Here is a 23,747-nt window from a genome sequence, read left to right as displayed (position 1 = left end):
AGACATGCAGGGAGCATAAACCGCTCCCTGCAATGACTTGGGAGGTGCGCATGGCGAATTTCATAGATAGACGACTCAATGCTAAGGGAAAAAGCACGGTTAATCGTCAACGATTTATCAACAGATACAAGCAGCAAATAAAAAAAGCGGTGAGTGATGCCGTCACTCGACGCAGTGTTACCGATGTTGATAAGGGCGAAAAAATCGGGATCCCGACGAAAGACATTAGTGAACCTTTCTTTCATCAAGGACAAGGAGGTGTTAAGGAGCGGGTACACCCGGGTAATGATCAATTTACCAGAGGAGATAAAATTGAGCGACCACCTTCTGGCACAGGGCAAGGTTCCGGACAGGGAGATGCGTCCGATTCTGGTGAAGGGGAAGATGATTTTGTTTTCCAGATATCTAAGGATGAGTACCTTGAGTTATTATTTGAAGATCTCGAGTTACCCAACTTACAAAATAATCGTCTAAACAAATTGGTTGAATACCAAACCTATCGTGCCGGCTTTACCAATGATGGTGTGCCAGCAAATATCAATATTGTACGCTCACTGCGCTCATCATTAGCCCGCAGAATTGCAATGACCTCCTCGAAGAAGGCCCAACTTAGCCTACTAGAGAAAGAGCTTGAAGAGCTGGAAAATACACCAGGAGCAGAAGCGGAAAGAATTCTACTCATCAAGGAGCAGATAGAAGAGCTAAAGCAGAAGATAGACAGGGTTCCCTTTATAGATACGTTTGATCTCAGGTACAACAACTTCGCCAAACGCGAGATACCTTCGAGTCAGGCTGTCATGTTCTGTCTGATGGATGTGTCCGGTTCGATGGATCAGGCAACTAAGGATATGGCCAAGCGCTTTTATATTCTGCTCTACCTTTTTCTAACCCGAACCTATAAGAATCTTGACGTTGTCTATATACGCCACCACACCCAAGCTAAAGAGGTTGATGAACACGAGTTTTTCTATTCACAGGAAACAGGTGGCACTATTGTATCGAGTGCATTAAAACTCATGCATAAAATACAAAAAGAGCGTTATCCAGAAAGCGAATGGAATATCTATGCAGCACAGGCATCTGATGGTGACAATTGGGCTGATGACTCCCCCGGATGTAAACAGATCCTTGAAAAAAACCTCCTTCCGGTGGTGAGATATTTTAGTTACATAGAGATCACTAACCGCGCCCATCAAACACTCTGGCGGGAGTATGAAAACCTCCAAAAGTCGTTTGATAACATCGCCGTCCAGCATATTAAACAGGCGGAAGATATATACCCGGTATTTAGAGAACTATTTAAGAAGCAAGCAGTTTAAGGGGGCGCTATGGATGCTAAAAAAAAGAGAACTCCACTCGATGACGGGCCCGATTGGAACTTCGAGCTACTTCAGTCTTATTTAACTGAAATCGAAAGAGTGGCTGCACATTATAAGCTTGAATCTTATCCAAACCAGATAGAGGTCATAACAGCCGAGCAGATGATGGATGCTTATGCCGGCATTGGCATGCCAATAGGTTATACCCACTGGTCCTTTGGGAAAAAGTTTATCGAAACGGAGCAAAGCTATAAACGAGGACAGATGGGCCTGGCCTATGAGATAGTGATTAACTCAGATCCCTGCATCGCCTACCTTATGGAGGAGAATACCATCACAATGCAAGCCCTTGTGATGGCACATGCAAGTTTCGGCCACAATAGCTTCTTCAAGAATAATTATCTCTTTAAAACCTGGACTGATGCCAGTTCGATTATTGACTATCTGGTTTTTGCGAAAAACTACATCAGTCAATGCGAGGAAACCCACGGAACAAACCAAGTTGAGCTTATCGTCGACTCCTGCCATGCGTTAATGAACTATGGCGTCGATCGCTATAAGCGTCCGAGTGAAATTTCTTTCAAAGAGGAGCAGCTAAGACAAAAAGAGAGAGAAGAATACCTGCAGAGCCAAGTCAATGACCTATGGCGAACCATCCCCTTAACGCCTCATGATGATATCGAAAAAGAAGCCTTCAACTTTCCTGATGAGCCCCAGGAAAACATTCTCTATTTTATTGAGAAGAATGCACCTTTGTTAGAACCCTGGCAAAGAGAGATAGTTCGGATAGTAAGAAAAATGGGCCAGTATTTTTACCCTCAGAAACAAACTCAGGTAATGAATGAGGGCTGGGCCACTTTTTGGCATTATACGATTCTCAACCATCTCTATGACGATGGCGTAGTTACCGATAGATTTATGATGGAGTTTCTTCAAAATCATACCAATGTCATTGTACAGCCTAGCTACAACAGTCCCTACTATAGTGGGATTAACCCATACGCCTTAGGGTTTAATATGTTCGTGGATATAAGGAGAATTTGTGAGTCTCCTACCGAAGAAGATAAGCTTTGGTTTCCTGATATTGCCGGCAGCGATTGGTTAGAAACATTACATTTTGCAATGCAGAACTTTAAAGACGAGAGCTTCATCAGCCAATATCTTTCACCTAATATAATCAGGCAATTCAAGCTTTTTAGCATTCTTGACGATGATAAAAAAAACTACTTGTCAGTCTCTGCCATCCATGATGAGCAAGGGTATAAAGATATCCGTCAGATGTTGTCGCAACAATATAACCTCTCCAACATAGAGCCTAACATTCAAGTTCAAAAAGTGGATATTACCGGAGACCGCTCATTAACATTAAGGTATATACCGACTAACAGAATACCACTGGCCAAAAGTCGCCATGAAGTCGTGAAGCACCTACATAGACTCTGGGGATTTGATGTAAGACTCGAAGAGTCTAGCGAAGAGGGAGGGCTAACTATCATAGCCTCTTGCCCGGATAAACAAGCCGAGGAATAAAACGCTGACTTTCTGAATCAGGTATTAGTTTACAGATATAAAAAAAGCGCCAATAGGCGCTTTTAAATTTCAATGTCGCAACTTATGCGAATTTGAAATCGATGTGCTCAATAAGGCCTTTGAATGCATGACGCTGCATTGCCTGCACACGTACTTTAACGTCGTTACCATCAACAGTGATAGTTAGGTCGCTTGAGTAGAAATCAGCATTTTCTTGGATATTGATGATATCTTTATGGTCGAACTTGATAGAGATAGGCTCTTTACCAGCACCATAGATAACAGCAGGAACTTTGTTCGCATGACGTAGGCGGCGGCTCGAACCTTTCCCGATTTCAGTGCGGATTTCAGCTGCGATAGTATAAGACATAGTTTACTCACTTAAATAAAATAAATTTCAGGTAGTCCCCATTTTCGACCAACGAAGACTGATTTTTGAAGCGGCAATATACTAACACAGCATTAATCAACTAACAAACTGTTTAATACCAAAAAAATTAAGTTCAACATCCTACCAAGTACGAACGGGGCCAGTATCGACATGGACAAACCCTGACTGAGGATAATAGCCCACTCCACCTAACTTTAACTCTATGGCAGCTTCACGCAGATGGCTCAACTTTACATCAGGGATCACAATATCCATCGCCATTCCCTTCATATGGTAGCTCTTCTTCGCAACACCATTACTTTTTGAAGCTAACATGGCATTGGTTTTAGGCGACCGATATCCTGAGATAACATTAAAGTCTTGATCCACATTTAGCGATTCTTTTAACTTAAACAGGAGGTCATATAATCGTTTATCCATAGGGGCCGACTCATTGCGCCTATGATCCCTTAAAATATGACTGAAATCCGATAGGATACCACTTTGATAATTTCCATCTATCCAATAGCTTCCTTGCCCACGCTCCCCGGTATGTAAGTTACGAAAACCTAAGCTTCGCACTCCTGTAGTCGATCGACTTGCCTGTACTTTTGAGGGGATCATTGAAAACATTGCAACGCCACCAAGGCCTAACAACAACTGCCTACGGGCTGGACATACTATTGACACACTACCACCACTGCCTACTTTTTAATCACGAATGCCAATAAACTAAACGTTATTGGCGGTGAAATCAAGTTAACGAGACAAGCGATAACGACGTGAGGATTTGCTTTGAACTATCGATTTTCGATTAAAGCAAGGTTACCTGTTGAATTTTGGTTATAAATATCATTTCTAAATTGCGAGTCCCCTTCACTATCTATCCATGCGGTCCAGTATACTAAATGTACGGCTAAGGAGTCATCGAGAGAAAACCATTGTGTTTTTTGCCTCTCAACTTGCATATCTACCCAGGTTTGCTTATCCCTGACTAAATTCGATGCCATCCAATTTGCCAGGCTCTCCACATTTTCGACCCGAATACAGCCAGATGACAACGCTCTGTTAGACTCTTCAAACAGAGATTTGTCGACGGTATCATGAAGGTAAACATTGTAGTCATTTGCAAAGTAAAATTTGTACCGCCCTAATGTATTCTCTTCACCGGGTCTCTGTACCAATCGATACGGAAAGCGGCCTTGGGCTAACTCTTGCCACTCATCAGGGCTTTTCTCAATGATCACGCCTTTAGCATCGAACACATCAAAATTTCGTTGAGTAATATAGCTACCATTCTCTCTCACCTTAGGTAATAGATCTCGCCAAAGCAGGCGTCTGGGTACCCGCCAACTGGGGTTGAGAACAACATTAGATATTTGACTACTCAACATGGGAGTTTGACGATAGGGTTTACCGACAATGACCCTGGATTTTAGCTGTATCTCATCATGGTCAACGAGTACCATCTCAAATGCCGGGATATTAATCAGTAAAAATCGACTATCCAATGAGGCTAAGTAACTGGATTTTTTTAAGAAGTTGTTTGCTAATAAACGCGCTCGATTCTTAGGCGAAGCATTCAACCATCTCAAGGTCTCAGGCCCTATTATCGCATCTTGCTTTAAACCATGTCGTCGCTGGAAACGCAGTAAACTAGTTGCAAGTGTTCGGTTCAGTTGCTTGTTGTTTCTGTCATAGCTATCTAAATCGCCTAGCATGTTGAGCCGAAAACTTATCTCAGGTATCGATTTATGATAATCGCCCTCTTTAAGCCAGCCACCAATAACAAGTGGTTTCCAGGGATAATGCTCGCTTAGCCATAGCAAGTAACGCAGTCTATTGCTAACGGGAAGGTAATCACTCGAAGTGGGTTCTAAAGAGATGGCACGTTGGTAAAGATCCTCTGTGTCATCTAGCCTATTGGCATCATTAGGAATATTTTTATTTTGCCAAAAATATTTCAAGTCAGCTTGAATACCGCCGACTCTGTCGAGTTTCTCCTGCACTGTACCGCTTCGTAATATTCGATAGGAATCTTCAGACTGCTTACTTGGTCTGACTAAGTTTACTAGCTGTAGCTGATAGCGTAGAGAGTTCAGCCCGGCATCGCTTCTGTCCATTGCTGCAACTGGAGTTACATACAGAACCAATAGAAAGCCGGTGCATATCAACCAAACAAGATTTCTTAGCGCCATAATTCCCCTCTCTAATATCAAGCACAGGGTGAGTAATCGTCATACTTTCCTGATGCAGTTGATACAAGTATGGCAAAATTTAAGGCATGCGAGGAAAATACACAGAAGAGATTTGAAACGGAATAAATCAAAAAAATGATGGGCCGATGAACAAAAAAACTTTGCTCTATATTCATCGGCCACGAAAGATAACAATTAAATCAAGGAGCCTTTGAACTTTGAGTAGCCCTGGTGATCAAGGTCTTACCTGTGCTTGGTACATACCTAAGCTGCCAATGCTCTACTTTAGAGCGATTATCGGAGATATAATCATAGAAACAATAAGTAGACTCATTTGGCGTACCATCACCTTTATATAATTGACCACCAGCATACCAATAGACTATGTCGGTTTCAGGACCAAAATCATCGGCAGCCCCCAGGTTTCTAAGCACGTACTCATCCCCTTCCATCAAACCTGTCCAGATTTGCCTGCAATTATCTCCGGTTAATACAGTGCCATCGCCACCGTTTTTCGTACTCAACGGGTAACCCGTCTTACTCGAATCCAATGTCCCATCGCCATAACAAGCCAAATCTTCCACACGATTACTGGCTCCCGAAGCGGCCCAACAGCTGTGGTACAGACTCACACCCGAACGAAATGCGCCAAAAGCACCTTTAGCCGCCGAGTCATGTGCATCTTGCCCCAAACTCATAAACTTAGGGAGCGCCACGACAGACAAAATTCCCAAAATAATGATCACGACAACAAGCTCTATCAGAGTAAAGCCCTTAGAAATGGTGTACTTCATTACCACTATTACCTTTAATCACGTTAACAGCCAATAAGATATACATTATACCGCTATTGAGTTTCCAGCGTCACGAGAAACAGAGGGATAATCCTCCTTAAAAGCCATCAACACAAATTAATCGCTACCGTGCATGAATACTTCAACATGAAAGCCTGCAAAATGTAACAACAGCGAAACAAAAGTTACATAGCGATGAGGTGTTGGGACTTTCGCACATGGCTCACCGCTCTTGTAAACTATGGTTGTCATGGAGAGTGAATTGGCCCTGCATTATTGAGAGTGCGAAGGATTTTAAATCCATATCTTCACCTTCATCATTCTGCAGGTACAAAAAACTGACGCAAGTCAGGGCTACTGTTCATATCAAAGAGAATGATGGTACCCGAAGCCCTTCTTGTAATAGAGAGTGAACTGGCACGTGTATTTCAACGGCGCGAGGGATTCTAAATCCATATAATTACCTACATCATTCTGCAGATACAAAAAAGCCCTGACAATAAGTCAGGGCTTGAATGATGGTACCCGAGGCCGGACCAGCACCGGTACGTGTATATCAACGGCGCGAGGGATTTTATTATTTGCTTCTTACATACTGAATTTGGAATACAAAAAAGCCCCAACTTTCGTTGAGGCTTTCATGCTCAATCTCTAAGAGAATGATGGTACCCGAGGCCGGACTTGAACCGGCACGCTTATTCAGCGAGGGATTTTAAATCCCTTGTGTCTACCGATTCCACCACTCGGGCAAACTCGTTGATTCTGATGATACGTATTATCGATAGTTAATACTGTTTGCTCTTATTCAAAAACAAACTCACCACAATCTAATATGGAGGCGCGACCCGGAGTCGAACCGAGATCGACGGATTTGCAATCCGCAGCATAGCCATTCTGCCATCGCGCCATATTTTCTTGCAATTCTCAAGAGAGAATTTGGAGCGACATATCGGGTTCGAACCGATGACCTATACCTTGGCAAGGTATCGCTCTACCAACTGAGCTAATGTCGCTTTAAACTTTTTTATCTTCAGTAGGTTTTGCATTGCTGCTTTCCCCTGACTGCGAAATGGCATTCTACCGATTTAGGCACAAGAGTCAATCGCATATTTGATGATAAATGACTGCTTGCACACTAAATAGTCTCATTGCATTTTAATTATCCGATTCAGCAGTGAGATCGCCCCAGGCGGCAAGAATGTAACTCATCATAGACCAGAAAGTTAGCACGGTTGCGACGTAGAACAAACCGTAGGCGGCATAAGTTAGGAAGTCATTCGGTTTCCAAATCAAACCAATGATTGCAATCATCTGGGCTGCGGTCTTGTATTTTCCAATCCATGAGACGGCAACAGCGCCCCGCTTACCTATTTCAGCCATCCATTCTCTCAATGCCGAAATAACAATTTCTCTACCAATCATAAAGAGCGCCGGTAGTGTCAACCATACACTATTATACTCGGCCACAAGTAATACGAGTGCTGTTGTTACCATGATCTTATCGGCAACCGGGTCTAAGAAGGCACCAAAGCGTGTCGATTGCTTTAGCTTCCTGGCGGCATAACCATCGAGTGCATCTGTAACCGCTGCCAGCCAGAATACAAAGGCGGCAACAAAAGGCGACCAAGAGTATGGGAGATAAAAAATAACCACAAAAACAGGCAATAAAAATAACCTGAAAAGAGTTAACGCTATAGGTATGTTAAACGGCATGAGAAAACCAATAGTTTAAAAGCAGCGACAATCTTGCCTTAATTTTACTACCCTCGCAATGAATCATGTATCGTTTGTGCCATTTCTAAACTAATACCGGGTACTTTAGCCAGTTCAGCCACACTTGCGCCCTTAACTTCCTGTATACCACCTAAATATTGCAAAAGTGCTTTACGGCGTTTAGGCCCGACTCCCGCAATAGACTCTAAGGTGGAGGTATTTCTTGTTTTCTGACGTTTATTTCTGTGGCCAGTAATGGCAAATCGATGTGATTCATCGCGAATATGCTGAATAAGGTGTAATGCTCCTGAGTCAGCAGGGATAGTGAATGATTGCTCATTTTCACCATATATCAGCGTCTCTAAGCCAGGTTTTCTCCCCTCACCTTTTGCAACACCAATGAGCATTGGTGTTTTGTCGATATCGACAAACTTTTCATCTACAATTTTTTGTGCGATACGAAGCTGACCCGTTCCACCATCGATGAATAACAGATCGGGGATTTTGCCATTTTTATCAATTTTATCAAATCGTCTCGTTATCGCCTGCTTCATAGCGGCGTAGTCATCACCCGGCGTGATCCCATTGATATTGTAACGTCGATAATCCGCTTTATTGGGCCCTTCTCGATCAAATACGACACAAGACGCTACGGTACTCTCTCCCATTGTATGACTGATGTCGAAACATTCCATCCGTTGGATCAGTGTCGACACTTCCAAAGCTTCTTCAAGTAACAAGAAACGTTGCTCAACCGTATTTTTATGGGACAAACGAGTGTTCACCGCATTTGTTGCATTCGTCACCGCGAGTCGTAGAAAGTTTGCTCTTTCACTGCGAACATTAGTTTTAATCTCTACCTTCTTCTCGAGCGCCGTCTGTATTGCCCGCTCCAACTCCGGAAGGTCATCAAACCCATGGCTTAATAGTATCTCTTTAGGCACGGTCCGCTGACTATCTGAGTTGAGATAGAATTGGATCATAAATGCGCTGAGAACTTCATCTAACTCCGTTTCTGCTGGGACACTTGGATAATAGCTTCTACTACCAAATATTTTACCCTCTCGAATAAACAAAAGATGAAAGCAAGCAACACCAGAGGCATAGTAAGCACCAATAACATCCATATCGCCGGAGGTGTTTGACACCTCTTGCTGTTCAGCCACTCTCCTTAAGGCAGCTATTTGGTCTCTGTAACTCGCCGCTTGTTCATACTCCAGAGCCAGCGCAGAGGTCTCCATCTTAGAAACCAGTTCAGTCATCACCTGCAGATCTTTTCCTTTCAGGAATAGACTCGCCAACTTGACCTGCACTGCATACTCTTCATCGCTGACTTTATTCACACAGGGCGCACAGCACCGACCTATTTGATATTGCAAACAGGGCCGCGAACGAGATTTATAATAAAGGTCATCACACTGACGAATGGGGAAGATCTTCTGCAGCAAATGAAGGCTCTCCCTTACCGCGCCGCCATTTGGGTACGGGCCAAAATAGCTGCCTTTATCCCTCTTCGGGCCACGGTGATACGCTAACCTTGGATGCTTGTGATCGCTTAATAATATATAAGGGTAGGATTTATCATCCCGAAGCAAAACGTTATATCTCGGCATATACTGCTTGATATAATCATTTTCGAGAATAAGGGCATCGGTTTCGCTGTGGGTGACTGTGACATCAATATTGGCGATATGTGAAACCAACGCCTGAGTTTTTACATTCGGCAGATTGACGCGAAAATAGGAAGTCAGCCGTTTTTTTAAGTCTTTAGCCTTACCGACATAGATAACGGTCCCCTCTTCATCATACATTCGGTAAACACCCGGCGATGAGGAGACGGTTTTTAGAAACAACTTTGAATCAAATGTAGAGGGCATAGTATTCAAACAGAGTATTAAACATGGTACTCAAATAGAGTGTCGGTTAAAACTGACCTGTATCCAACATTTTATAACGAATGGCCAGTCTAGTCAGTTCTACATCCCCACTTATACCAAGTTTTGCAAACAACCTATATCGGTAGCTATTCACTGTTTTTGGACTTAAGTTAAGCTGCTCGGAGATATCATTGACCTTCTCGCCGTTAGTGATCATCATCATGATCTGCAACTCTCGCTCCGAAAGTGTTTTAAATGGGTTCTCTTCCGATTGATTAAACTGGCTTAACGCCATCTGTTGCGCAATCTCAGGCGAAAGATACCTTTGCCCATGAGCGACTTGTCGGATAGCTTGAAGCACTTCCGGAGGCGTCGCCCCCTTTGTAAGGTAGCCAGATGCTCCAGCTTGCATCACTTTTGTCGGAAACGGATCTTCAGTATAGATAGTCAACACAATAATTTTAGCATGAGGTTGATAACGAAGTATTTTGCGAGTGGCTTCCAGACCGCCAATACCGGGCATATTCATGTCCATCAAAATAACATCGGCTTCGTTACTTCGGCTCCACTGGACAGCGGTTTCACCATCACCAGCTTCACCAATCACTTTTATTCCACGTTCATCTTCAAGGATACGACGGATCCCCGTTCGAACTAATTCATGATCATCGACCAAATATACTGAAATCAACTGATATTTACCTTAGAAAGTAGAGCGATGAACCAATCTAGATTCACAATCTTATTTACTCGTAATCTAGCCCATTCGAGACCAATAGGAAAGCGGTATTTATGAGAATGTAACATAATGAATTTTAAGAAAACTATTGAAAAAAACTATTGACAGATAACAGTCAAAGAAGAAGGACCATAGCAACTAATCCTTATCCTGTTGGAGTGTATGATTTTCCACCTACCTATCATATTCTGAATTATCTAGCTAAATCATAGCTCAAGACTTAATCATGCCCAACCAGACTTATACTAATTGACTAGTTCAAATTTATAATAAGGAAGTGTAGCCCTTAGCCTGACTCTCGTTCAGAAATCGAGGCACAAAGATAGCGATCTTTAAACAATAGGAACCCTGGGGGGTCAACTCCTCATCTATATCCTTTAAAAACGAAAAGCCCCAGCATTTCTGCTAGGGCTTCATCTGACTCTCGATGAAAGAGCGGGGCGAAGGGATAGCTATCTTTAAACAATAGGAACCTTGGGGTTCAATTCCTTCATTCTTTTAAACGAAAAAAGGCTACTCTTTCGAGTAGCCTTTTTTCTAAATGTGGCGGAGAGATAGGGATTTGAACCCTAGACGGGCTATAAACCCGTGCCGGTTTTCAAGACCGGTGCATTCGACCACTCTGCCATCTCTCCGAACGAGCGATATAATAGCGCCCAGCCCCTTATGTGTAAATACCTATCTTGCCACCCTCCAATTGAATGCTCATTTGATCATCAAGTTGGTGCACTCTTGTCCGAAGAGACACAGTTTGGATTGTTATTGTCCTTCATAACATAACCTCCAACACTAGAGTGGTAATCATTCAGGCATTGTTTCGCCTGAACCACCGGCTTCACTCGGCATATCTTTCATTTTCGGTAAACCATCTTTAATAGGTAAAACACTTTCTTGATAATGAACATGAATACCCGGCTCAAACTTAAGTGATGGAATACTTGCCGCAAATACATCAATTAAATTCATTGTCGGGTGTTCAGTCATAATGTGACCGCCACATTCACGACACCATTTACGTGTACTACCGGGAGTCTTATTAAAGCTGGAAATTTTATCGGCACCGGCTGTAATGTTAATGGCCTCTGGATCCCACAAGGTAAATGCATTTACAGGTCCTGCTGACCATTTTCGGCAAGATTCACAGTGACAATAGCCCATCCCATTTGGTGTACCCGTAACTGTAAATTGAACCGCTCCACAAAAACAGCGACCTTGAAAACTTGGTTTCGCACTCATAATGTCATCCTATATATAGCGTAAGATTATTGATAAGTGCTTTGAAGTGTAGCCTAAGGAGACTCAATTTAAAGATACTTGTGAAGTCGCCGGAAAGTTGTCCAGCATGCTCGCGACAAACCCGCAGTCAGCTCAGCCGTTGCTAGAGCGCTTTCTTCGTTGAACTATAGCCAATACGGTAATCCTTCAGTGGTCACATTCACCGAATGCTCATATTAAGCTAAGCTTACCGGCTTCATGAACCAGTTGAGCAATATTACGCGCATTCAGGGTCTGCTTGAGCACTGAGAGGTGATAATCAATTCCCCGCAGAGTCAGATTTAGCTGTGATGATATCTCTTCCCTATCTGCTCCATTGGCAAGATGGGTCAGGATTAATGCTGAAATTGGGCTGATAATGTTGTAATCAACTAAGGGGTTGATCTCAGTTCCATGATGAAGTGCAATTTTGGTTTGCAGACGAGTCAAGTAGACTTCTACCTCGTCAATCCTGTCCAGCAGATCGTTAACCTGTTCTGTTTGCCGCATTATGAGGTTAAACCGACCTGTCAGCTGAGGTGAGACGGGACATGAAATTGAAACTGTCACTATGCCTTCTATCTGTTGGCTATCCAGATATCGCTTCATTCCACGAGGCAGTGTCCTATTGGACCACACACAAACTGCATGGCAGTAGAGCTGGCCAACGACCTCCTCCATATTCTTTAAAAACAATACCTTTTGCCGCCACAAGCTTAGCCCCTTCGCCGAGCTTGCAAATAACTTTCGACGTTTAGTGAAGTTGCGGATCAGATGTCTGTGGCTGTCCATTCTCCGCCCCCAATCTGAGGGCGTCTGAATATCATAGCAATAGCAGATATCCTCTACCTGAAGATCTTTACATCCTTGTTGCAATAAGGATCTCAGCGTAGCGGATAACGGAACCTGACTCATGAGTTATACCCTCGTAAATTTGTCTCAATAACATTTGCATCCCTGCCCACAGATAACAGCAGCTTAACCGCAGTAACTTGTTTTTAGCTCATTAGTCGATGCTTGCTGATAGCACTTGAACACCTGTTGCTGTTTATGCTTAATGCGCTGTAAAAGCTGCTTTGACACCTCAAAAGCATTCCCTTCAAGTGGTGCCTGCAGTGGCCCCTCAGCACCCTCGAAGTCACCAAGCTGCCTTAACAACTCCGCAGCCAATAATCGTTCCTGCACAGAATTCATATCCAGTATCAATAGCAGGTCTTTCATATTACTTCGTTCCCGACTGCTCCACTGAACCGGAATAGTCTTTTCACGGCGATACTTATGGTTAGCCAGCTGCCACAATTTCAGCCGAATATACAACTGATGCTCAGAGGGTTGCTTCCTATACTCCTCGAGCAGGATCCACAGTCCATCTTCATCCAAAGTCAGGTATTCAAGCGCATTGTCAGCATACTCAAACGCAGATACTTTCAACTCGGGTAACCAGACTTCGGCTTTGCAGTGTCCACACTTAACGAGCAATGGCTGCTCCGGCACCATAGGGCTATCGACATAACCATCACTCCACAGTGTTGCACATCGCGCATTTACTTCGAGTAATGGCCGGAGAGTGAGGCTACCACCACAATGGTTACACTCTTTGTAAATCTCTGTTCCGTATTTCATATAGGTAAAACTCCAGCACTTTAATACTGAGTGGAATAATAAGTCATCGACTCGACTCCCCCCTTCAAACACCATTGGCCATTACGACCTCGCCTACAGGCCAGCGCCGACAGAGATGTCGACACAAGCCAAACATTCAGGGTTTAGGTGTTCACAGACGAGTGCCCTTTGGCAGATACTTACGGATTATGAATGCCATCAATAACAAGCCTGGCAGACAAAATACGGTCAAACCGAGAGAGCCGGACTGAGGCACGTTCTCGATAAATGAACTTCCGGCCCAGCCGATGCCAAACAGAAGAGTCAGTCCACCGGTAATGAGACCCGCCCAAGCGTACCAGGGCATCTTGACCTTAATAGAGAGATAGGCAAACGCCTGCACCCCGAGGGTGAACAAAATACCCATGATAAAAAATTCTAATAATTCCATTTCCTACTCCTTATGAACGGCCTACGGCGCCAAATACATTACGGTTAGTTGGGTTAACGCGCATCCCCTCACCGGTATTCCAGAACTTAGCGACCTTGGCAGGGTTTTCAGTCGAACCATAACCAAATGCCGGGTGCATCTCTGACATGGCACCATGCAAAGCACTGGGCACGAATGGGTTAGCAGCGACAATCATCCAATGATGCCAATAATCAGGTTCATTAAAGGTACAAGATGCAATACAGGCACCGCAGTCGGTATCACTCTCAAGCCAGTAATCGAAACATCGTTTCGAATCACTGTGGAACTTCTTGATCCCCTCGTGGTTATTCCAGGTATAACCAGGCTGTTCGGCATGTTCACCACCGAAGGTGTAATTGGTATCCTCACGGGTATCCAACGCCTTACTCGGACAGGCATCTGCACACTTCTTACAGGTCTTACAGAACTCGGTGATCCCCCAACTACGGGCCTTGTCATGCTCGACAAAATCAAAATCTGTGTAGACCTTACACAGACGAATACGAGGGCCATATCCGGGTACGATCAGCTGAGCATTTCGGGCACCTTCCCCCAAGCCGGCTGCGATGCCATAGGCAACGGAATTACCCAAATCGTTGCCACTGGCAACGGCATGGTAGCCGAGACCTTGAATGAATTGGGCCATCTGGGATGCCAGCGTGGCCATCTTGGTGTAGCCATCACCTACGGTTCCTGCGCAGGTGCGGGACGGTGCCGTAGCCATATTGTCGTAGTCCATGGGGACCGCCATCACGATCACAGTCTTGGGCTCGAAGGGAAAGTCCTTCTCCCAGCTCAGTTCACGATCCTCTGGCTTGAAATGCTCCATCATCCCCTGCATCGCCTTGGCCATCTCCTGAGGATCGGTGATTTTGCTGACGCCCATCCGCTCCGCACCTTCCATCATCTCCACAGTCGCACCGGCATTGTAGATAGGGTCGTAGTCCCAGCGTTTGTCACGCTTGGCTATGCCACAGCGCACTGCGCCAAACAGGCGAGCGGCACTGCGAATTGCGTTTGATGCCTCCAGCTTGGTTCCAAACTGGTACTGCTCGTGGTCGACGCCGGATTGGTCCCATGAGAACCACTGGGTATCCGGTATTCCCATGGCACCGAGGCGAAGATCCCACTTGTGAGGCGGACACCATCCGGCATGCTGCAGCGCTGTATCCAGCTGGGTGAAGCCGGGGCGGGAGTTATCCCAGCCCTTATGTTCATATCTGGGTACCTGAAGCTGAAAATTGTAACGCGAGTCGTTTTTAACTAGTCGACCAAACTGCTCATTTCGCTCAGGGTGGCGCATCATCAAATGTGGACTACCGGCATAGGACCACATAGTGTCACGTTGAGGAAATGGTTTGAAATCATCGGCAAGATCCGGCCAGCTTTTGTCGATCTTTCCCTCGATAGATGCCCTACCAACACCGAATGCCCCCAAACCTGAGGCAAGTACCACACCGCCGCCTATTGCTGCACGTTTAAAAAGTTTTCGCCGCTCAGGATTATCCAGTAGCCCTTCTGAATGCACATTGGCATTATCATCAGCCACTATTTTACTATTCGTCATAAATTATCACCTCACAATCAAAGCACTCAAGACAATATTTTTATTGTCACATCCCAAGCACCAAAAAAATATAATAGACACTAAAAATCAGGTAACTATTCAATAAGTAACCATTCAATATGTAATTAGATGCAATTACCAAAATCATCGAAAACTCGAAGCCAATAATATATCAACCAGAAAATCTCAAATAGACAATAAATAACAACTCACAATTTCACTTTTGATAATTAAACAATTAAAAAGGCCCCTATCACTTGCTATTGCTGGTTTTCCCAGTCCGCTTAGATTGCGATAAAAAGCCAAGTCAGATCACCGCTTTGCAGGCCAGGTAGCAGTTCTCGTCAATACGTGCCCTCACGCAGTCTTCCCTGAGTCTCAACCACCTCTCACTCAAGGTCAAACGGACTAGAAACCAAATAGAATGATAAAATATGCTGCAAAAATGTCAGGAAAGAATAATAAGCAATCACTCCTTGTGTTCTACCGCCGTTAATTATCAGAATTGAAATTCTTTATTTCATATAGAAAAACGTTCAGTTCAAAAGAAAAATATTTATTAGCCACGAGTCACAATAAGCAAACAAAACAAATCATGTATTTAAACAAATAAGTATATATTTGCCAGAGTTTCACTAATAAATATTTCCAACAATAAAAGCACACTGTATTTCGAAATAATTTACAAGGATTGATACTATGATAGATCGTTACAACTATTTGTCTCTGCTAGCACTTGCGGCAGCGGGAATTACGACCACCGCATCGGCCAGTGGTATCCTGCGAGAGCAGACCACCACCGCTTATCTGGCAACTGCAGGAGCTGGCCAGACAGCAGATATTGGTGCATCAGCCGCCTTCAACAACCCCGCTGGTCTGGCTTATCTCTCCCATCCAGAGATACAGGGTAATTTGTTATTGATTGAGGATTCATTTCATTTTTACGACCAAGGTTCCAGCGGAAGCAATGATGATTTCGACAACCGCCGTAAAAATACTGACTACGGTGTCGGTCTCACCGGCGGAGGGTCATTCTTTTACGGTCAACCACTGGCTGAAGACTGGGGTATCGGCTTCGCACTGACCTCACCGGCAGGAGGGGCCACCGATGCAGGTGAAAACTGGGTAGGCTCCAATTTCATCGAGTCCATAGAAGTCTTGATAGCGGTAGCCCAGATAGCTGTAGGTTACCAAATAAGCCCGCAATGGTCGGTGGGTGCCAGTGCCGGAGTCAGTTACATGAGCTGGGAGCTAGATCTCGCCCCCTTCCCCCAGGCTTCAGAAAACCTGGACCTGGATGACACTAAGCTCGCCTGGACTTTGGGTGCCATGTATCGACCAGGCGCAGATACAAGGATCGGTCTGCGCTATGTCGCCGGAGTCGATCATGAGGTCACTGGTCCGGCCGTCATCGAAACCAAGATGGGAAGCACCGAGTATCAGGCCTCACAAGAGTTCAACCTCGCGGATCTGGTCACCCTGAGTCTGGATCAGCAACTGACCCCAAATCTAACCCTGCTGGCCGATATCGAATGGGCCAACTGGTCTGAGATGAAGGAGAGCCGAATCGTTCATCGGGACGGCCCGACAGTCATAGTTCCGCGCGATTGGAAGGATGCCTGGGGCGGCGCTGTAGGCCTTGCCTACAAGGTTTCACCGACACTGGTCCTTAAGATGGGAGTCAACTACGACGAGTCGGCGGTCTCTAAGAGCAACCATAAGATAGATCCCCCCTTAGATCGAACTATCGCCTACTCAGCAGGGGTTGACTGGGCACTGAATGACAGCACCGAATTCAACATCGGCTATCAATACCTTGATTTCGGTGACATAGAGGTGAATCAGGCCATAGACGGCTTCGATCCTGTAGCCAGTATGCCATTCAGTCAGCAGGTTATTGGGGAGAGTGAGGCCCACGTGCACATTGTCAGTCTGGGCATTAACAAGAAGTTCTAAACACTTTTTGCACGTATGTACCTTACTCGGCCAGAGTATCGGCCATTGACGACCGCTACTTTGGCCGATAAGGCCGAGATAAACCAAGTACAGCGATAGACTGTGCTTTCTCAATTTTGTACTCAAGGGATTCGTTGCTACTATCATCTCTATCAATGCAGATCGAACTCCTCAACCACAGGCCGTGTATGCACCAAATATCACTCGACGACATCCGTCTGGTCAACCTGATTGCTAAAGTCGGTAGCTTTGCCCGGGCGGCGGACGCGAATGACCTTCCCCGCCCCAGCGTTACCAGAAGAATAAAACAACTTGAAAGCTATCTGGGCGTCATTCTGTTTCAGCGATCAACCCGTCGATTGTCTCTGACCCCGGAAGGTGAGGTATTCCTGCAACACTGTCAGACTATTGAAATGGAGTGGCTGCAAGCCACCGAGCGGATGAAAACAACCGGCAGTGAACCCAGCGGCAAACTTAGAGTAAGCGCTCTGGGACTGTTCAATCGCACCATTGCAGGCCCCATATTGTCTCAGTTTGTGCGTCAATACCCCAAGATCGAGCTCGAGTTAACCTCGACCTGGTCAGCACCGGATGCCTCTAAGTTTGATTTCGATCTGATGTTCAATACTAAACCTCTGGATGACAAGAGTTTTATAAGTGAACCTTTGACCATCACGAACAGAGATTTCTACGCCAGTCCCGACTATTTGGCGAGCATAAAAATTCCTGAGACTCCGTTGGAGCTAAACGAATTTGAACTGGTTATTCTTAACTATACAGACCTCGAAAACGGGCAATGGTTATGGCAGGATGGCAACACCGTTCGCTCGCTAGCGTTACAGAGCCATCTAAAACTAGACGAAGCCGAGGCAGCCTTACAGATGACGTTGCTTGGTCACGGCATCTGCTGGTTTCCGGATTTTGTCTGTGAAAAGTATCTTGCATCTCAGCAGCTGGTAAGGCTGTTTGATGGCAAATTTGCTACACCCGGTACTCTATGGGCTATCTATCCCAGGACCCCCTATGATAATCAGCGTATGCGCCTGTTTATCGATATGGCCAAATCCAGCGGGCTATTGGGCAAACCCGTTACCGGTAACAGTTAACACTCTGGCTTTCGATTCATTAATTTATAAAGCGAAAAAGGGCTCATCATTTCTGATGAGCCCTTCGTCTTACACTCGATGAACGATCGGGGCGGAGAGATAGCGATCTTTAAACAATAGGAACCCTAGGGTTCAACTCCTTCTCTAACTCATTCTAATACGAAAAAAGGCTCATCATTTCTGATGAGCCTTTCGTCTTGAATATGGCGAAGAGATAGCTATCTTTAAACAATAGGAACCCTGGGGTTCAATTTCATATTTTTTAAACGAAAAAGCCCCAGCATTTCTGCAGGGGCTTCATCTGAATGTGGCGGAGAGATAGGGATTTGAACCCTAGACGGGCTATAAACCCGTGCCGGTTTTCAAGACCGGTGCATTCGACCACTCTGCCATCTCTCCGAACGAAACGAATATTATAAGTATCCCAGTTTGATGTAAACCATTATTTCTATTTAAGGCTTCAAGCGACCAGCTTCTATCCAGATTGGTTAATTATTGACGTAAAACAGAAGAAATACCTGTGGTATAAACCACTAAAAAAACAAATAGGATATAGGCTAGGATCAAGATGTGCTAAAATCTGTATATTGTTAATCTGTTTATTATTAAGTAGCACTTGCTATATGAATCCAAACGTCATCCCAGTTTCAGCATTGTCACCCCATCATAAAATTCCAACTCTCTCTGAAATTAAAAATAATAAACAAGGTTTATTATTAGGTCAGGAAAGAGTCATCGATGCATTTGAGCTACTGACAAGAACATCAAATCAGCATATGTACCTTGCTGATTTACCGGGAATAGACAGGTGCGAATTCATCAAGTCACTCACACTTAACTTGGGTGTTCAAGAAGATCAATATTTACATAAAGCAATAAGCAACAAGCAATTAACCTTTGATTGGAAAAACGACGACTCAGCCGCACTTGGGGATATATTCTCAACCAAAAATCAACCCTATCAATACCTTTCCGGTAACATTAAACGCGCAGATCTCGTCGGAAGACTCGCTCAAAGCAGTAATGAAACGGGCAATAGTAAGACTCAATATATTCCCGGGGCGCTCGCACAATGTCACTATCTATTTATTTGCGCCGAATCACTCTGGAAACGTGAAGGGTTATGGGACCTCCTTTTAGAAATACTGACCCATAGACAGTACCATGTTCATTCCACTCTCCCGGCTCTTCCTCTCAATTGTAAAATCGTACTTGTCGGATCCAGTACACAATTTAGTCTCTGCTGGGTTGAAGAACCACAGTTTTCATTACATTTCCCGTTACTCGGAGAGATGGTCAACGAACTCGATTTAGGCCATCATTCTGAAGATGATTATGCATGCTGGTTATTAGCCGTTACAGCCAGTGTAGATACCACCCTGTCTCAATCTGCCCTTGTTCCGCTCTTCTCATACAGTGCCCGAATAGCCGACCATCAACAAAGACTTTCACTACTATCGTCGCAAATTGGACACCTGTTAGCTCAGGCTAAGGCTTATTCTGGGCAAGAGGAGATCACTGGTGAATCCATTATTCATGCATTGAAAAAACATCAGAGCAGGCATAATGCTTCTGAAATGTTGTCGGCTCAAAATTTTGACGACAAATTTATTAACTTACCCACAGATAAGTTTATGGTCGGCCAAATAAACGGGCTCACTGTGCTGGAAACTGTCGAGTACAGTTATGGTGAGCCGGCCAGGATCACAGCTTCAGTCCATTATGGTGATGGTGAGGTTGCCGATATCGAAAGAAAATCTGAACTCGGTGGCAACATTCATGCGAAGGGAATGATGATCCTCTCGTCTTGTCTTTACAGGATCTTCGGTAAAGATGCACCTCTTCATTTGAATGCAAACATCGTCTTTGAGCAATCATATCAAGAGATCGATGGCGACAGTGCTTCGCTTGCCGAGTATTGCTGCCTGATATCGGCTATTACAGAAAAGCCCATCGATCAAGGTATTGCAGTAACCGGAGCACTCGATCAATTTGGAAACGTGCAAGCCATAGGTGGAGTTAACGAGAAAATTGAGGGCTTTTTTAATCTATGTTCACGTCGTGGCTTAACCGGTACCCAAGGTGTCATCATCCCGAAATCGAATACTCAACAACTTAACCTCAGTCCACAACTGATAGAAGCCGTTACAGCGGGTGAGTTTCACCTGTATGAAATTGAACATATCGATGAAGCAGTTGAACGACTAATGAATATCAACGCGGGGATTGCCGATAAAGATAATAACTTCCCGGAAGATTCGCTATATGGATTAGTTCAGGGCCGTCTCGCTGGATTAGCCGGTTATCAGGATGAAGAAAAAAGTTTTTTTGCGAAGCTAGTCGAAAAATTAAGCTTTTCCAGCTGATCGGAGTTGTTTAGCTTACACGTGTTCGCTAATCTTGAGTTCTAAAAATTGCTGAAGTGAAGTATATCGATGAGTAAAGCGAACAGTTTCAATAAAAAAGACCTAATAGCCTGCGGACATGGAGAGTTATTTGGTAAAAGCTCTCCACGTCTACCTATAGACAACATGTTGATGATGGATAGGATCACCAAAATTAATGCAGATGGCGGTGAATTCGGTAAGGGCGAAATTGTAGCAGAGCTAGATATTAACCCTGACCTGTGGTTTTTCGGCTGTCACTTTTCGGGCGATCCTGTCATGCCTGGTTGTCTGGGTTTAGATGCATTATGGCAACTGGTCGGTTTCTTCCTGGGCTGGGAAGGTGCTGAAGGCAAAGGACGCGCATTGGGCGTAGGTGAGGTTAAGTTCACAGGCCAGGTACTACCAGATGCTAAAAAAGTGACTTATAAGCTGACGATTAAACGTAAAGTATATCGAAAGTTGGTAATGGGTATTGCCGATGCAACGATGGAAGTTGACGGACGTGAGATCTACAGTGCAAAAGATCTCAAAGTGGGTATATTCACAGATACATCTTCTTTCTAAGGACTTTCTTTCGTCCATAAAAATGCCCTCTTAACTCACTTATAGCTATATATGATGAGGCCGGAGGGCAAAAATGCTGCGTTATTTATTGAATAAGCCAGTTAGCCGGCCATCTACTCCTTCACGCCAACCCCCTAACCATTGTGACTTCGAGTCAAGTGTCGAATAAGGACAATTCTCCTTTGAGCGGCCGCCAACTCCAGCCTGAAATCCTTTCGAAAAAGCTCTATCTAAACGATCTCTTTTTTGTCTCTTCATGCAAGCATCCTCTGTTCTACATACAAAGAAGCAATAGCTTCACTTAATATAAATAGAGTTTTTTGAACTCAAAATCAATCAATATTTAACGATTTTTAACGGTTATTATTTAAGCTGTTGAGTTTTTTGAACAAAAAAAATCGAGGCATTTGCCTCGACTTTTTAAGATTTATGTTCTACTTAAACCTGCGGCGGAACCAAAGTAGTGGTAAGGCGAACAACCACGCAAAACTGGCAGCCCCTTTACGCTTATAATCCTCTGGATCACCGTTATCATCGACACAGTTATTCGCATTGACGAATGATTCATCAGCCTCAGCGCCATTGGGCTGCAGGACCACCATGCGAGGCAGATAAGAAGTTAATGGGTCGCCATAGCCATTAACTTCAAATACCGCTTCACCATTTTCACCGATAACCAGATTGCCATCGACATCGTATTTATACAGCGGCTTACGAATAAAGGCCGTGCCGACAATGGTGCCATCTTCATTGATGCTGTTAGCTTCAACGACCTTGATGTCACTGCTATAGGTCAGTGTCACTCCGGTGCCGTCTTTAACTTCTATCTTATTACGCACCCAGTCACCGTCTGAGTTTTTAACAAACCCTTTCGACTCACAGGTTAGCAACTTATTTAAGTTGCTAAACTCGCTGGTCGACTTGTCGAACAGAAATCCCTCTTTCGGACGCGGCTTCTCTTTATCATGCGTCGTCTCGATAAATCCGACGACCTGACCTTTATTGTTGATGTCTTTAGCTTTACTGCTTAGATCTGAAGTCGTGTTATAAAAGTCGTTAGGTGTGACGATTTCACTATCTGGATTATTGGTGTCGAAATAGAAAAACTTATCACGAACATAACCTTCCAGATACTGCTGATAACTACCTACCAGTATGCCACTGTCATTGATGTCATAGGCGATAGAACTAAATCTATCGTCTATCATTGAGATCCAGTGATACTCATAGTTACCGTCACCGTTCTTTGTCCAGTATGCAGAATCATATGCGAGTTTATCTTTATCATCGTTGCGATAGACGTGAGAGCGACCAACCACCACTCCTTCGGCATTCACGCCCAATCCCTGCGCTCTGAACACAGTGTCAGATGTTGAAGTCAGACCTAATGGTAGCTCTTTAGTTTCAGTCACTGCATCATCGGCGCCCAATTGCCACACATAGGCACGCACATCATACTGAATGCTGCTATAACCATTGTTATCGGGATATTGCTCATCTTGAATACACACATCTACCGGGTACGTATCACCAGATATACAGCTGTCTAGCTTCTCTTTTGCCGTTTTTGACAGCTCGGTACCAGCATAACCTGTGATAAGGTTTGTTGCATTAATGGCCGTAGCCACCGAATACCCACCGACATTAACCGTGTCGCTGTCTTTTACATATTCAGTTAATGGGGGTAATAGTTCTATCTCGCTACCACTGGCAGTCTTAGCAAAACCTCGCTCTTCAAACTCCCGGTAATACCAGTAATCTTGATCGGCGGTATCACCTGTGTATTCGACTTTCTGCTCCGGGGAGGTCATGGAACCAATTTTGACTCCGGCGTCATTTATGTCGTAGTAATTAACATCGACAGAATTGATTGACTCAGGAACATCAGGAACGGTATCTTTTGGCGGCGTAGTGTCGTTCACGCTATCAAACGTGGGTATCCAGGCACCCGATGCGCCATTCTCATCGGAGGTAAAAGTGAAGTTGTTTGCTTTAATCGGCTCATCGATAGAATAGGTGATCTTCTCAGCATCGGCGATACCATCTTCGATATCAATCACACCATTATCATCTTCTTCAGAAGTATCGAGCTTCTTCTTACCTTTTGAAACTCCGACAGATTTGTTATCGGCATTGACTGCCATACCATATCCATTACGAGTGCTTTCCAGCGTGCCGTTAAGATCGAAATCTTCGATGTTTTTAATTTCATAGACTGGCGCGGCATGAGCGCCCTGAAGAACACCAATTACGCCTACGGCAACTAATGAAAGGGCTTTATCCAGTTTAAACTTCATTA

Annotated in this window: 20 protein-coding genes and 5 tRNA genes; 6 read left to right on the top strand and 19 right to left on the bottom strand. The window is 44.4% G+C overall.

The annotated features are described in order from the left end of the window. Positions 1-50 precede the first annotated feature (50 nt). Complete coding sequence (locus EKG38_RS08415) at positions 51-1,319, top strand: YeaH/YhbH family protein (protein WP_126519808.1); 1,269 nt, start codon at positions 51-53, stop codon at positions 1,317-1,319. Positions 1,320-1,328: 9 nt separating this feature from the next. After that, positions 1,329-2,849, top strand: a complete 1,521-nt coding sequence (locus tag EKG38_RS08410) for a SpoVR family protein (protein WP_126519807.1) — start codon at positions 1,329-1,331, stop codon at positions 2,847-2,849. A gap of 82 nt (positions 2,850-2,931) precedes the next feature. On the opposite strand, the gene rplY is transcribed toward EKG38_RS08410, so the two are convergent. The 16 genes from rplY to EKG38_RS08330 all read right to left on the bottom strand — a co-directional run bounded on the left by rplY (position 2,932) and on the right by EKG38_RS08330 (position 15,435). After that, positions 2,932-3,219: a 50S ribosomal protein L25 gene (gene rplY, locus EKG38_RS08405; RefSeq protein WP_126519806.1), complete on the bottom strand. Its 288-nt coding sequence runs from the start codon at positions 3,217-3,219 to the stop codon at positions 2,932-2,934. A gap of 141 nt (positions 3,220-3,360) precedes the next feature. Next, positions 3,361-3,909: a peptidoglycan L,D-endopeptidase MepK gene (gene mepK, locus EKG38_RS08400; RefSeq protein ID WP_126519805.1), complete on the bottom strand. Its 549-nt coding sequence runs from the start codon at positions 3,907-3,909 to the stop codon at positions 3,361-3,363. Positions 3,910-4,019: 110 nt separating this feature from the next. After that, the gene (locus EKG38_RS08395; RefSeq protein WP_012142795.1) at positions 4,020-5,417 is read right to left on the bottom strand and encodes a L,D-transpeptidase family protein; all 1,398 of its coding nucleotides are present in this window, start codon (positions 5,415-5,417) and stop codon (positions 4,020-4,022) included. A 200-nt stretch (positions 5,418-5,617) separates the two neighbouring features. Further along, positions 5,618-6,211 carry a type II secretion system protein gene (locus tag EKG38_RS08390; RefSeq protein ID WP_012142796.1) on the bottom strand — a complete coding sequence of 198 codons (594 nt, stop codon included), beginning with the start codon at positions 6,209-6,211 and terminating at the stop codon, positions 5,618-5,620. Between the two features lie 663 nt (positions 6,212-6,874). Then, positions 6,875-6,960 (bottom strand) — tRNA-Leu (locus EKG38_RS08385). An 84-nt stretch (positions 6,961-7,044) separates the two neighbouring features. After that, positions 7,045-7,118 (bottom strand) — tRNA-Cys (locus EKG38_RS08380). Between the two features lie 30 nt (positions 7,119-7,148). Then, a tRNA-Gly gene (locus EKG38_RS08375) sits at positions 7,149-7,224 on the bottom strand. A gap of 142 nt (positions 7,225-7,366) precedes the next feature. Next, the gene (gene pgsA, locus EKG38_RS08370) at positions 7,367-7,924 is read right to left on the bottom strand and encodes a CDP-diacylglycerol--glycerol-3-phosphate 3-phosphatidyltransferase (protein ID WP_126519804.1); all 558 of its coding nucleotides are present in this window, start codon (positions 7,922-7,924) and stop codon (positions 7,367-7,369) included. Between the two features lie 47 nt (positions 7,925-7,971). After that, on the bottom strand, positions 7,972-9,801 hold the full coding sequence (gene uvrC / locus EKG38_RS08365; protein ID WP_126519803.1) for an excinuclease ABC subunit UvrC: 1,830 nt from the start codon (positions 9,799-9,801) through the stop codon (positions 7,972-7,974). 46 nt (positions 9,802-9,847) lie between these two features. Next, positions 9,848-10,492 (bottom strand): UvrY/SirA/GacA family response regulator transcription factor, encoded by a 645-nt coding sequence (uvrY, locus tag EKG38_RS08360; RefSeq protein WP_126519802.1) that lies wholly within the window; start codon positions 10,490-10,492, stop codon positions 9,848-9,850. Between the two features lie 592 nt (positions 10,493-11,084). Then, a tRNA-Ser gene (locus tag EKG38_RS08355) sits at positions 11,085-11,175 on the bottom strand. Positions 11,176-11,341: 166 nt separating this feature from the next. Further along, a complete protein-coding gene (locus tag EKG38_RS08350) occupies positions 11,342-11,776 on the bottom strand; it encodes a GFA family protein (RefSeq protein WP_126519801.1) in 435 nt (144 codons plus the stop codon). 210 nt (positions 11,777-11,986) lie between these two features. Next, the gene (locus tag EKG38_RS08345; RefSeq protein ID WP_126519800.1) at positions 11,987-12,709 is read right to left on the bottom strand and encodes a helix-turn-helix transcriptional regulator; all 723 of its coding nucleotides are present in this window, start codon (positions 12,707-12,709) and stop codon (positions 11,987-11,989) included. A gap of 63 nt (positions 12,710-12,772) precedes the next feature. Then, positions 12,773-13,417, bottom strand: coding sequence for a hypothetical protein (locus EKG38_RS08340; RefSeq protein ID WP_126519799.1), 645 nt, complete (start codon positions 13,415-13,417; stop codon positions 12,773-12,775). A 151-nt stretch (positions 13,418-13,568) separates the two neighbouring features. After that, positions 13,569-13,847, bottom strand: coding sequence for a VcrB family reductive dehalogenase putative membrane anchor (locus EKG38_RS08335; RefSeq protein WP_126519798.1), 279 nt, complete (start codon positions 13,845-13,847; stop codon positions 13,569-13,571). A 10-nt stretch (positions 13,848-13,857) separates the two neighbouring features. Beyond that, a complete protein-coding gene (locus tag EKG38_RS08330) occupies positions 13,858-15,435 on the bottom strand; it encodes a reductive dehalogenase (protein WP_126519797.1) in 1,578 nt (525 codons plus the stop codon). A gap of 699 nt (positions 15,436-16,134) precedes the next feature. On the opposite strand from EKG38_RS08330, the gene EKG38_RS08325 reads away from it, so the two are divergent. Together EKG38_RS08325 and EKG38_RS08320 are read left to right on the top strand one after the other, a co-directional pair. Continuing rightward, complete coding sequence (locus tag EKG38_RS08325) at positions 16,135-17,391, top strand: OmpP1/FadL family transporter (protein WP_126519796.1); 1,257 nt, start codon at positions 16,135-16,137, stop codon at positions 17,389-17,391. A gap of 188 nt (positions 17,392-17,579) precedes the next feature. Continuing rightward, on the top strand, positions 17,580-18,497 hold the full coding sequence (locus EKG38_RS08320) for a LysR family transcriptional regulator (protein WP_185826811.1): 918 nt from the start codon (positions 17,580-17,582) through the stop codon (positions 18,495-18,497). 308 nt (positions 18,498-18,805) lie between these two features. Here the strand turns inward: EKG38_RS08320 and EKG38_RS08315 are convergent. Continuing rightward, positions 18,806-18,896, bottom strand: a tRNA-Ser gene (locus EKG38_RS08315). 224 nt (positions 18,897-19,120) lie between these two features. Here EKG38_RS08315 and EKG38_RS08310 point away from each other — a divergent pair. Then, on the top strand, positions 19,121-20,863 hold the full coding sequence (locus EKG38_RS08310) for a S16 family serine protease (protein WP_126519794.1): 1,743 nt from the start codon (positions 19,121-19,123) through the stop codon (positions 20,861-20,863). 69 nt (positions 20,864-20,932) lie between these two features. Next, entirely contained in the window at positions 20,933-21,448 is a 516-nt protein-coding gene (gene fabA, locus EKG38_RS08305) for a bifunctional 3-hydroxydecanoyl-ACP dehydratase/trans-2-decenoyl-ACP isomerase (protein WP_126519793.1), read from the top strand. A gap of 81 nt (positions 21,449-21,529) precedes the next feature. On the opposite strand, the gene rmf is transcribed toward fabA, so the two are convergent. Next, on the bottom strand, positions 21,530-21,706 hold the full coding sequence (gene rmf, locus EKG38_RS08300; RefSeq protein WP_012142811.1) for a ribosome modulation factor: 177 nt from the start codon (positions 21,704-21,706) through the stop codon (positions 21,530-21,532). Positions 21,707-21,882: 176 nt separating this feature from the next. Further along, entirely contained in the window at positions 21,883-23,745 is a 1,863-nt protein-coding gene (locus EKG38_RS08295) for a DUF3466 family protein (RefSeq protein WP_126519792.1), read from the bottom strand. Between the last annotated feature and the right edge of the window lie 2 nt (positions 23,746-23,747).

The sequence above is a fragment of the Shewanella canadensis genome, from assembly GCF_003966225.1.
GTDB lineage: Bacteria > Pseudomonadota > Gammaproteobacteria > Enterobacterales > Shewanellaceae > Shewanella > Shewanella canadensis.
The sequence above is the reverse complement of the archived record's forward strand: the minus strand, read 5'-3'. Positions and strand labels throughout refer to the sequence as shown.

Excerpts from the sequence above, each read along its gene's own strand:
- EKG38_RS08415 (WP_126519808.1), top strand. The coding sequence starts at position 51 with ATGGCGAATTTCATAGATAGACGACTCAATGCTAAGGGAAAAAGCACG.
- EKG38_RS08410 (WP_126519807.1), top strand. The coding sequence starts at position 1,329 with ATGGATGCTAAAAAAAAGAGAACTCCACTCGATGACGGGCCCGATTGG.
- rplY (WP_126519806.1), bottom strand. The coding sequence starts at position 3,219 with ATGTCTTATACTATCGCAGCTGAAATCCGCACTGAAATCGGGAAAGGT.
- EKG38_RS08395 (WP_012142795.1), bottom strand. The coding sequence starts at position 5,417 with ATGGCGCTAAGAAATCTTGTTTGGTTGATATGCACCGGCTTTCTATTG.
- EKG38_RS08390 (WP_012142796.1), bottom strand. The coding sequence starts at position 6,211 with ATGAAGTACACCATTTCTAAGGGCTTTACTCTGATAGAGCTTGTTGTC.
- pgsA (WP_126519804.1), bottom strand. The coding sequence starts at position 7,924 with ATGCCGTTTAACATACCTATAGCGTTAACTCTTTTCAGGTTATTTTTA.
- uvrC (WP_126519803.1), bottom strand. The coding sequence starts at position 9,801 with ATGCCCTCTACATTTGATTCAAAGTTGTTTCTAAAAACCGTCTCCTCA.
- EKG38_RS08350 (WP_126519801.1), bottom strand. The coding sequence starts at position 11,776 with ATGAGTGCGAAACCAAGTTTTCAAGGTCGCTGTTTTTGTGGAGCGGTT.
- EKG38_RS08345 (WP_126519800.1), bottom strand. The coding sequence starts at position 12,709 with ATGAGTCAGGTTCCGTTATCCGCTACGCTGAGATCCTTATTGCAACAA.
- EKG38_RS08340 (WP_126519799.1), bottom strand. The coding sequence starts at position 13,417 with ATGAAATACGGAACAGAGATTTACAAAGAGTGTAACCATTGTGGTGGT.
- EKG38_RS08335 (WP_126519798.1), bottom strand. The coding sequence starts at position 13,847 with ATGGAATTATTAGAATTTTTTATCATGGGTATTTTGTTCACCCTCGGG.
- EKG38_RS08330 (WP_126519797.1), bottom strand. The coding sequence starts at position 15,435 with ATGACGAATAGTAAAATAGTGGCTGATGATAATGCCAATGTGCATTCA.
- EKG38_RS08325 (WP_126519796.1), top strand. The coding sequence starts at position 16,135 with ATGATAGATCGTTACAACTATTTGTCTCTGCTAGCACTTGCGGCAGCG.
- EKG38_RS08320 (WP_185826811.1), top strand. The coding sequence starts at position 17,580 with ATGCACCAAATATCACTCGACGACATCCGTCTGGTCAACCTGATTGCT.
- EKG38_RS08310 (WP_126519794.1), top strand. The coding sequence starts at position 19,121 with ATGAATCCAAACGTCATCCCAGTTTCAGCATTGTCACCCCATCATAAA.
- fabA (WP_126519793.1), top strand. The coding sequence starts at position 20,933 with ATGAGTAAAGCGAACAGTTTCAATAAAAAAGACCTAATAGCCTGCGGA.
- rmf (WP_012142811.1), bottom strand. The coding sequence starts at position 21,706 with ATGAAGAGACAAAAAAGAGATCGTTTAGATAGAGCTTTTTCGAAAGGA.
- EKG38_RS08295 (WP_126519792.1), bottom strand. The coding sequence starts at position 23,745 with ATGAAGTTTAAACTGGATAAAGCCCTTTCATTAGTTGCCGTAGGCGTA.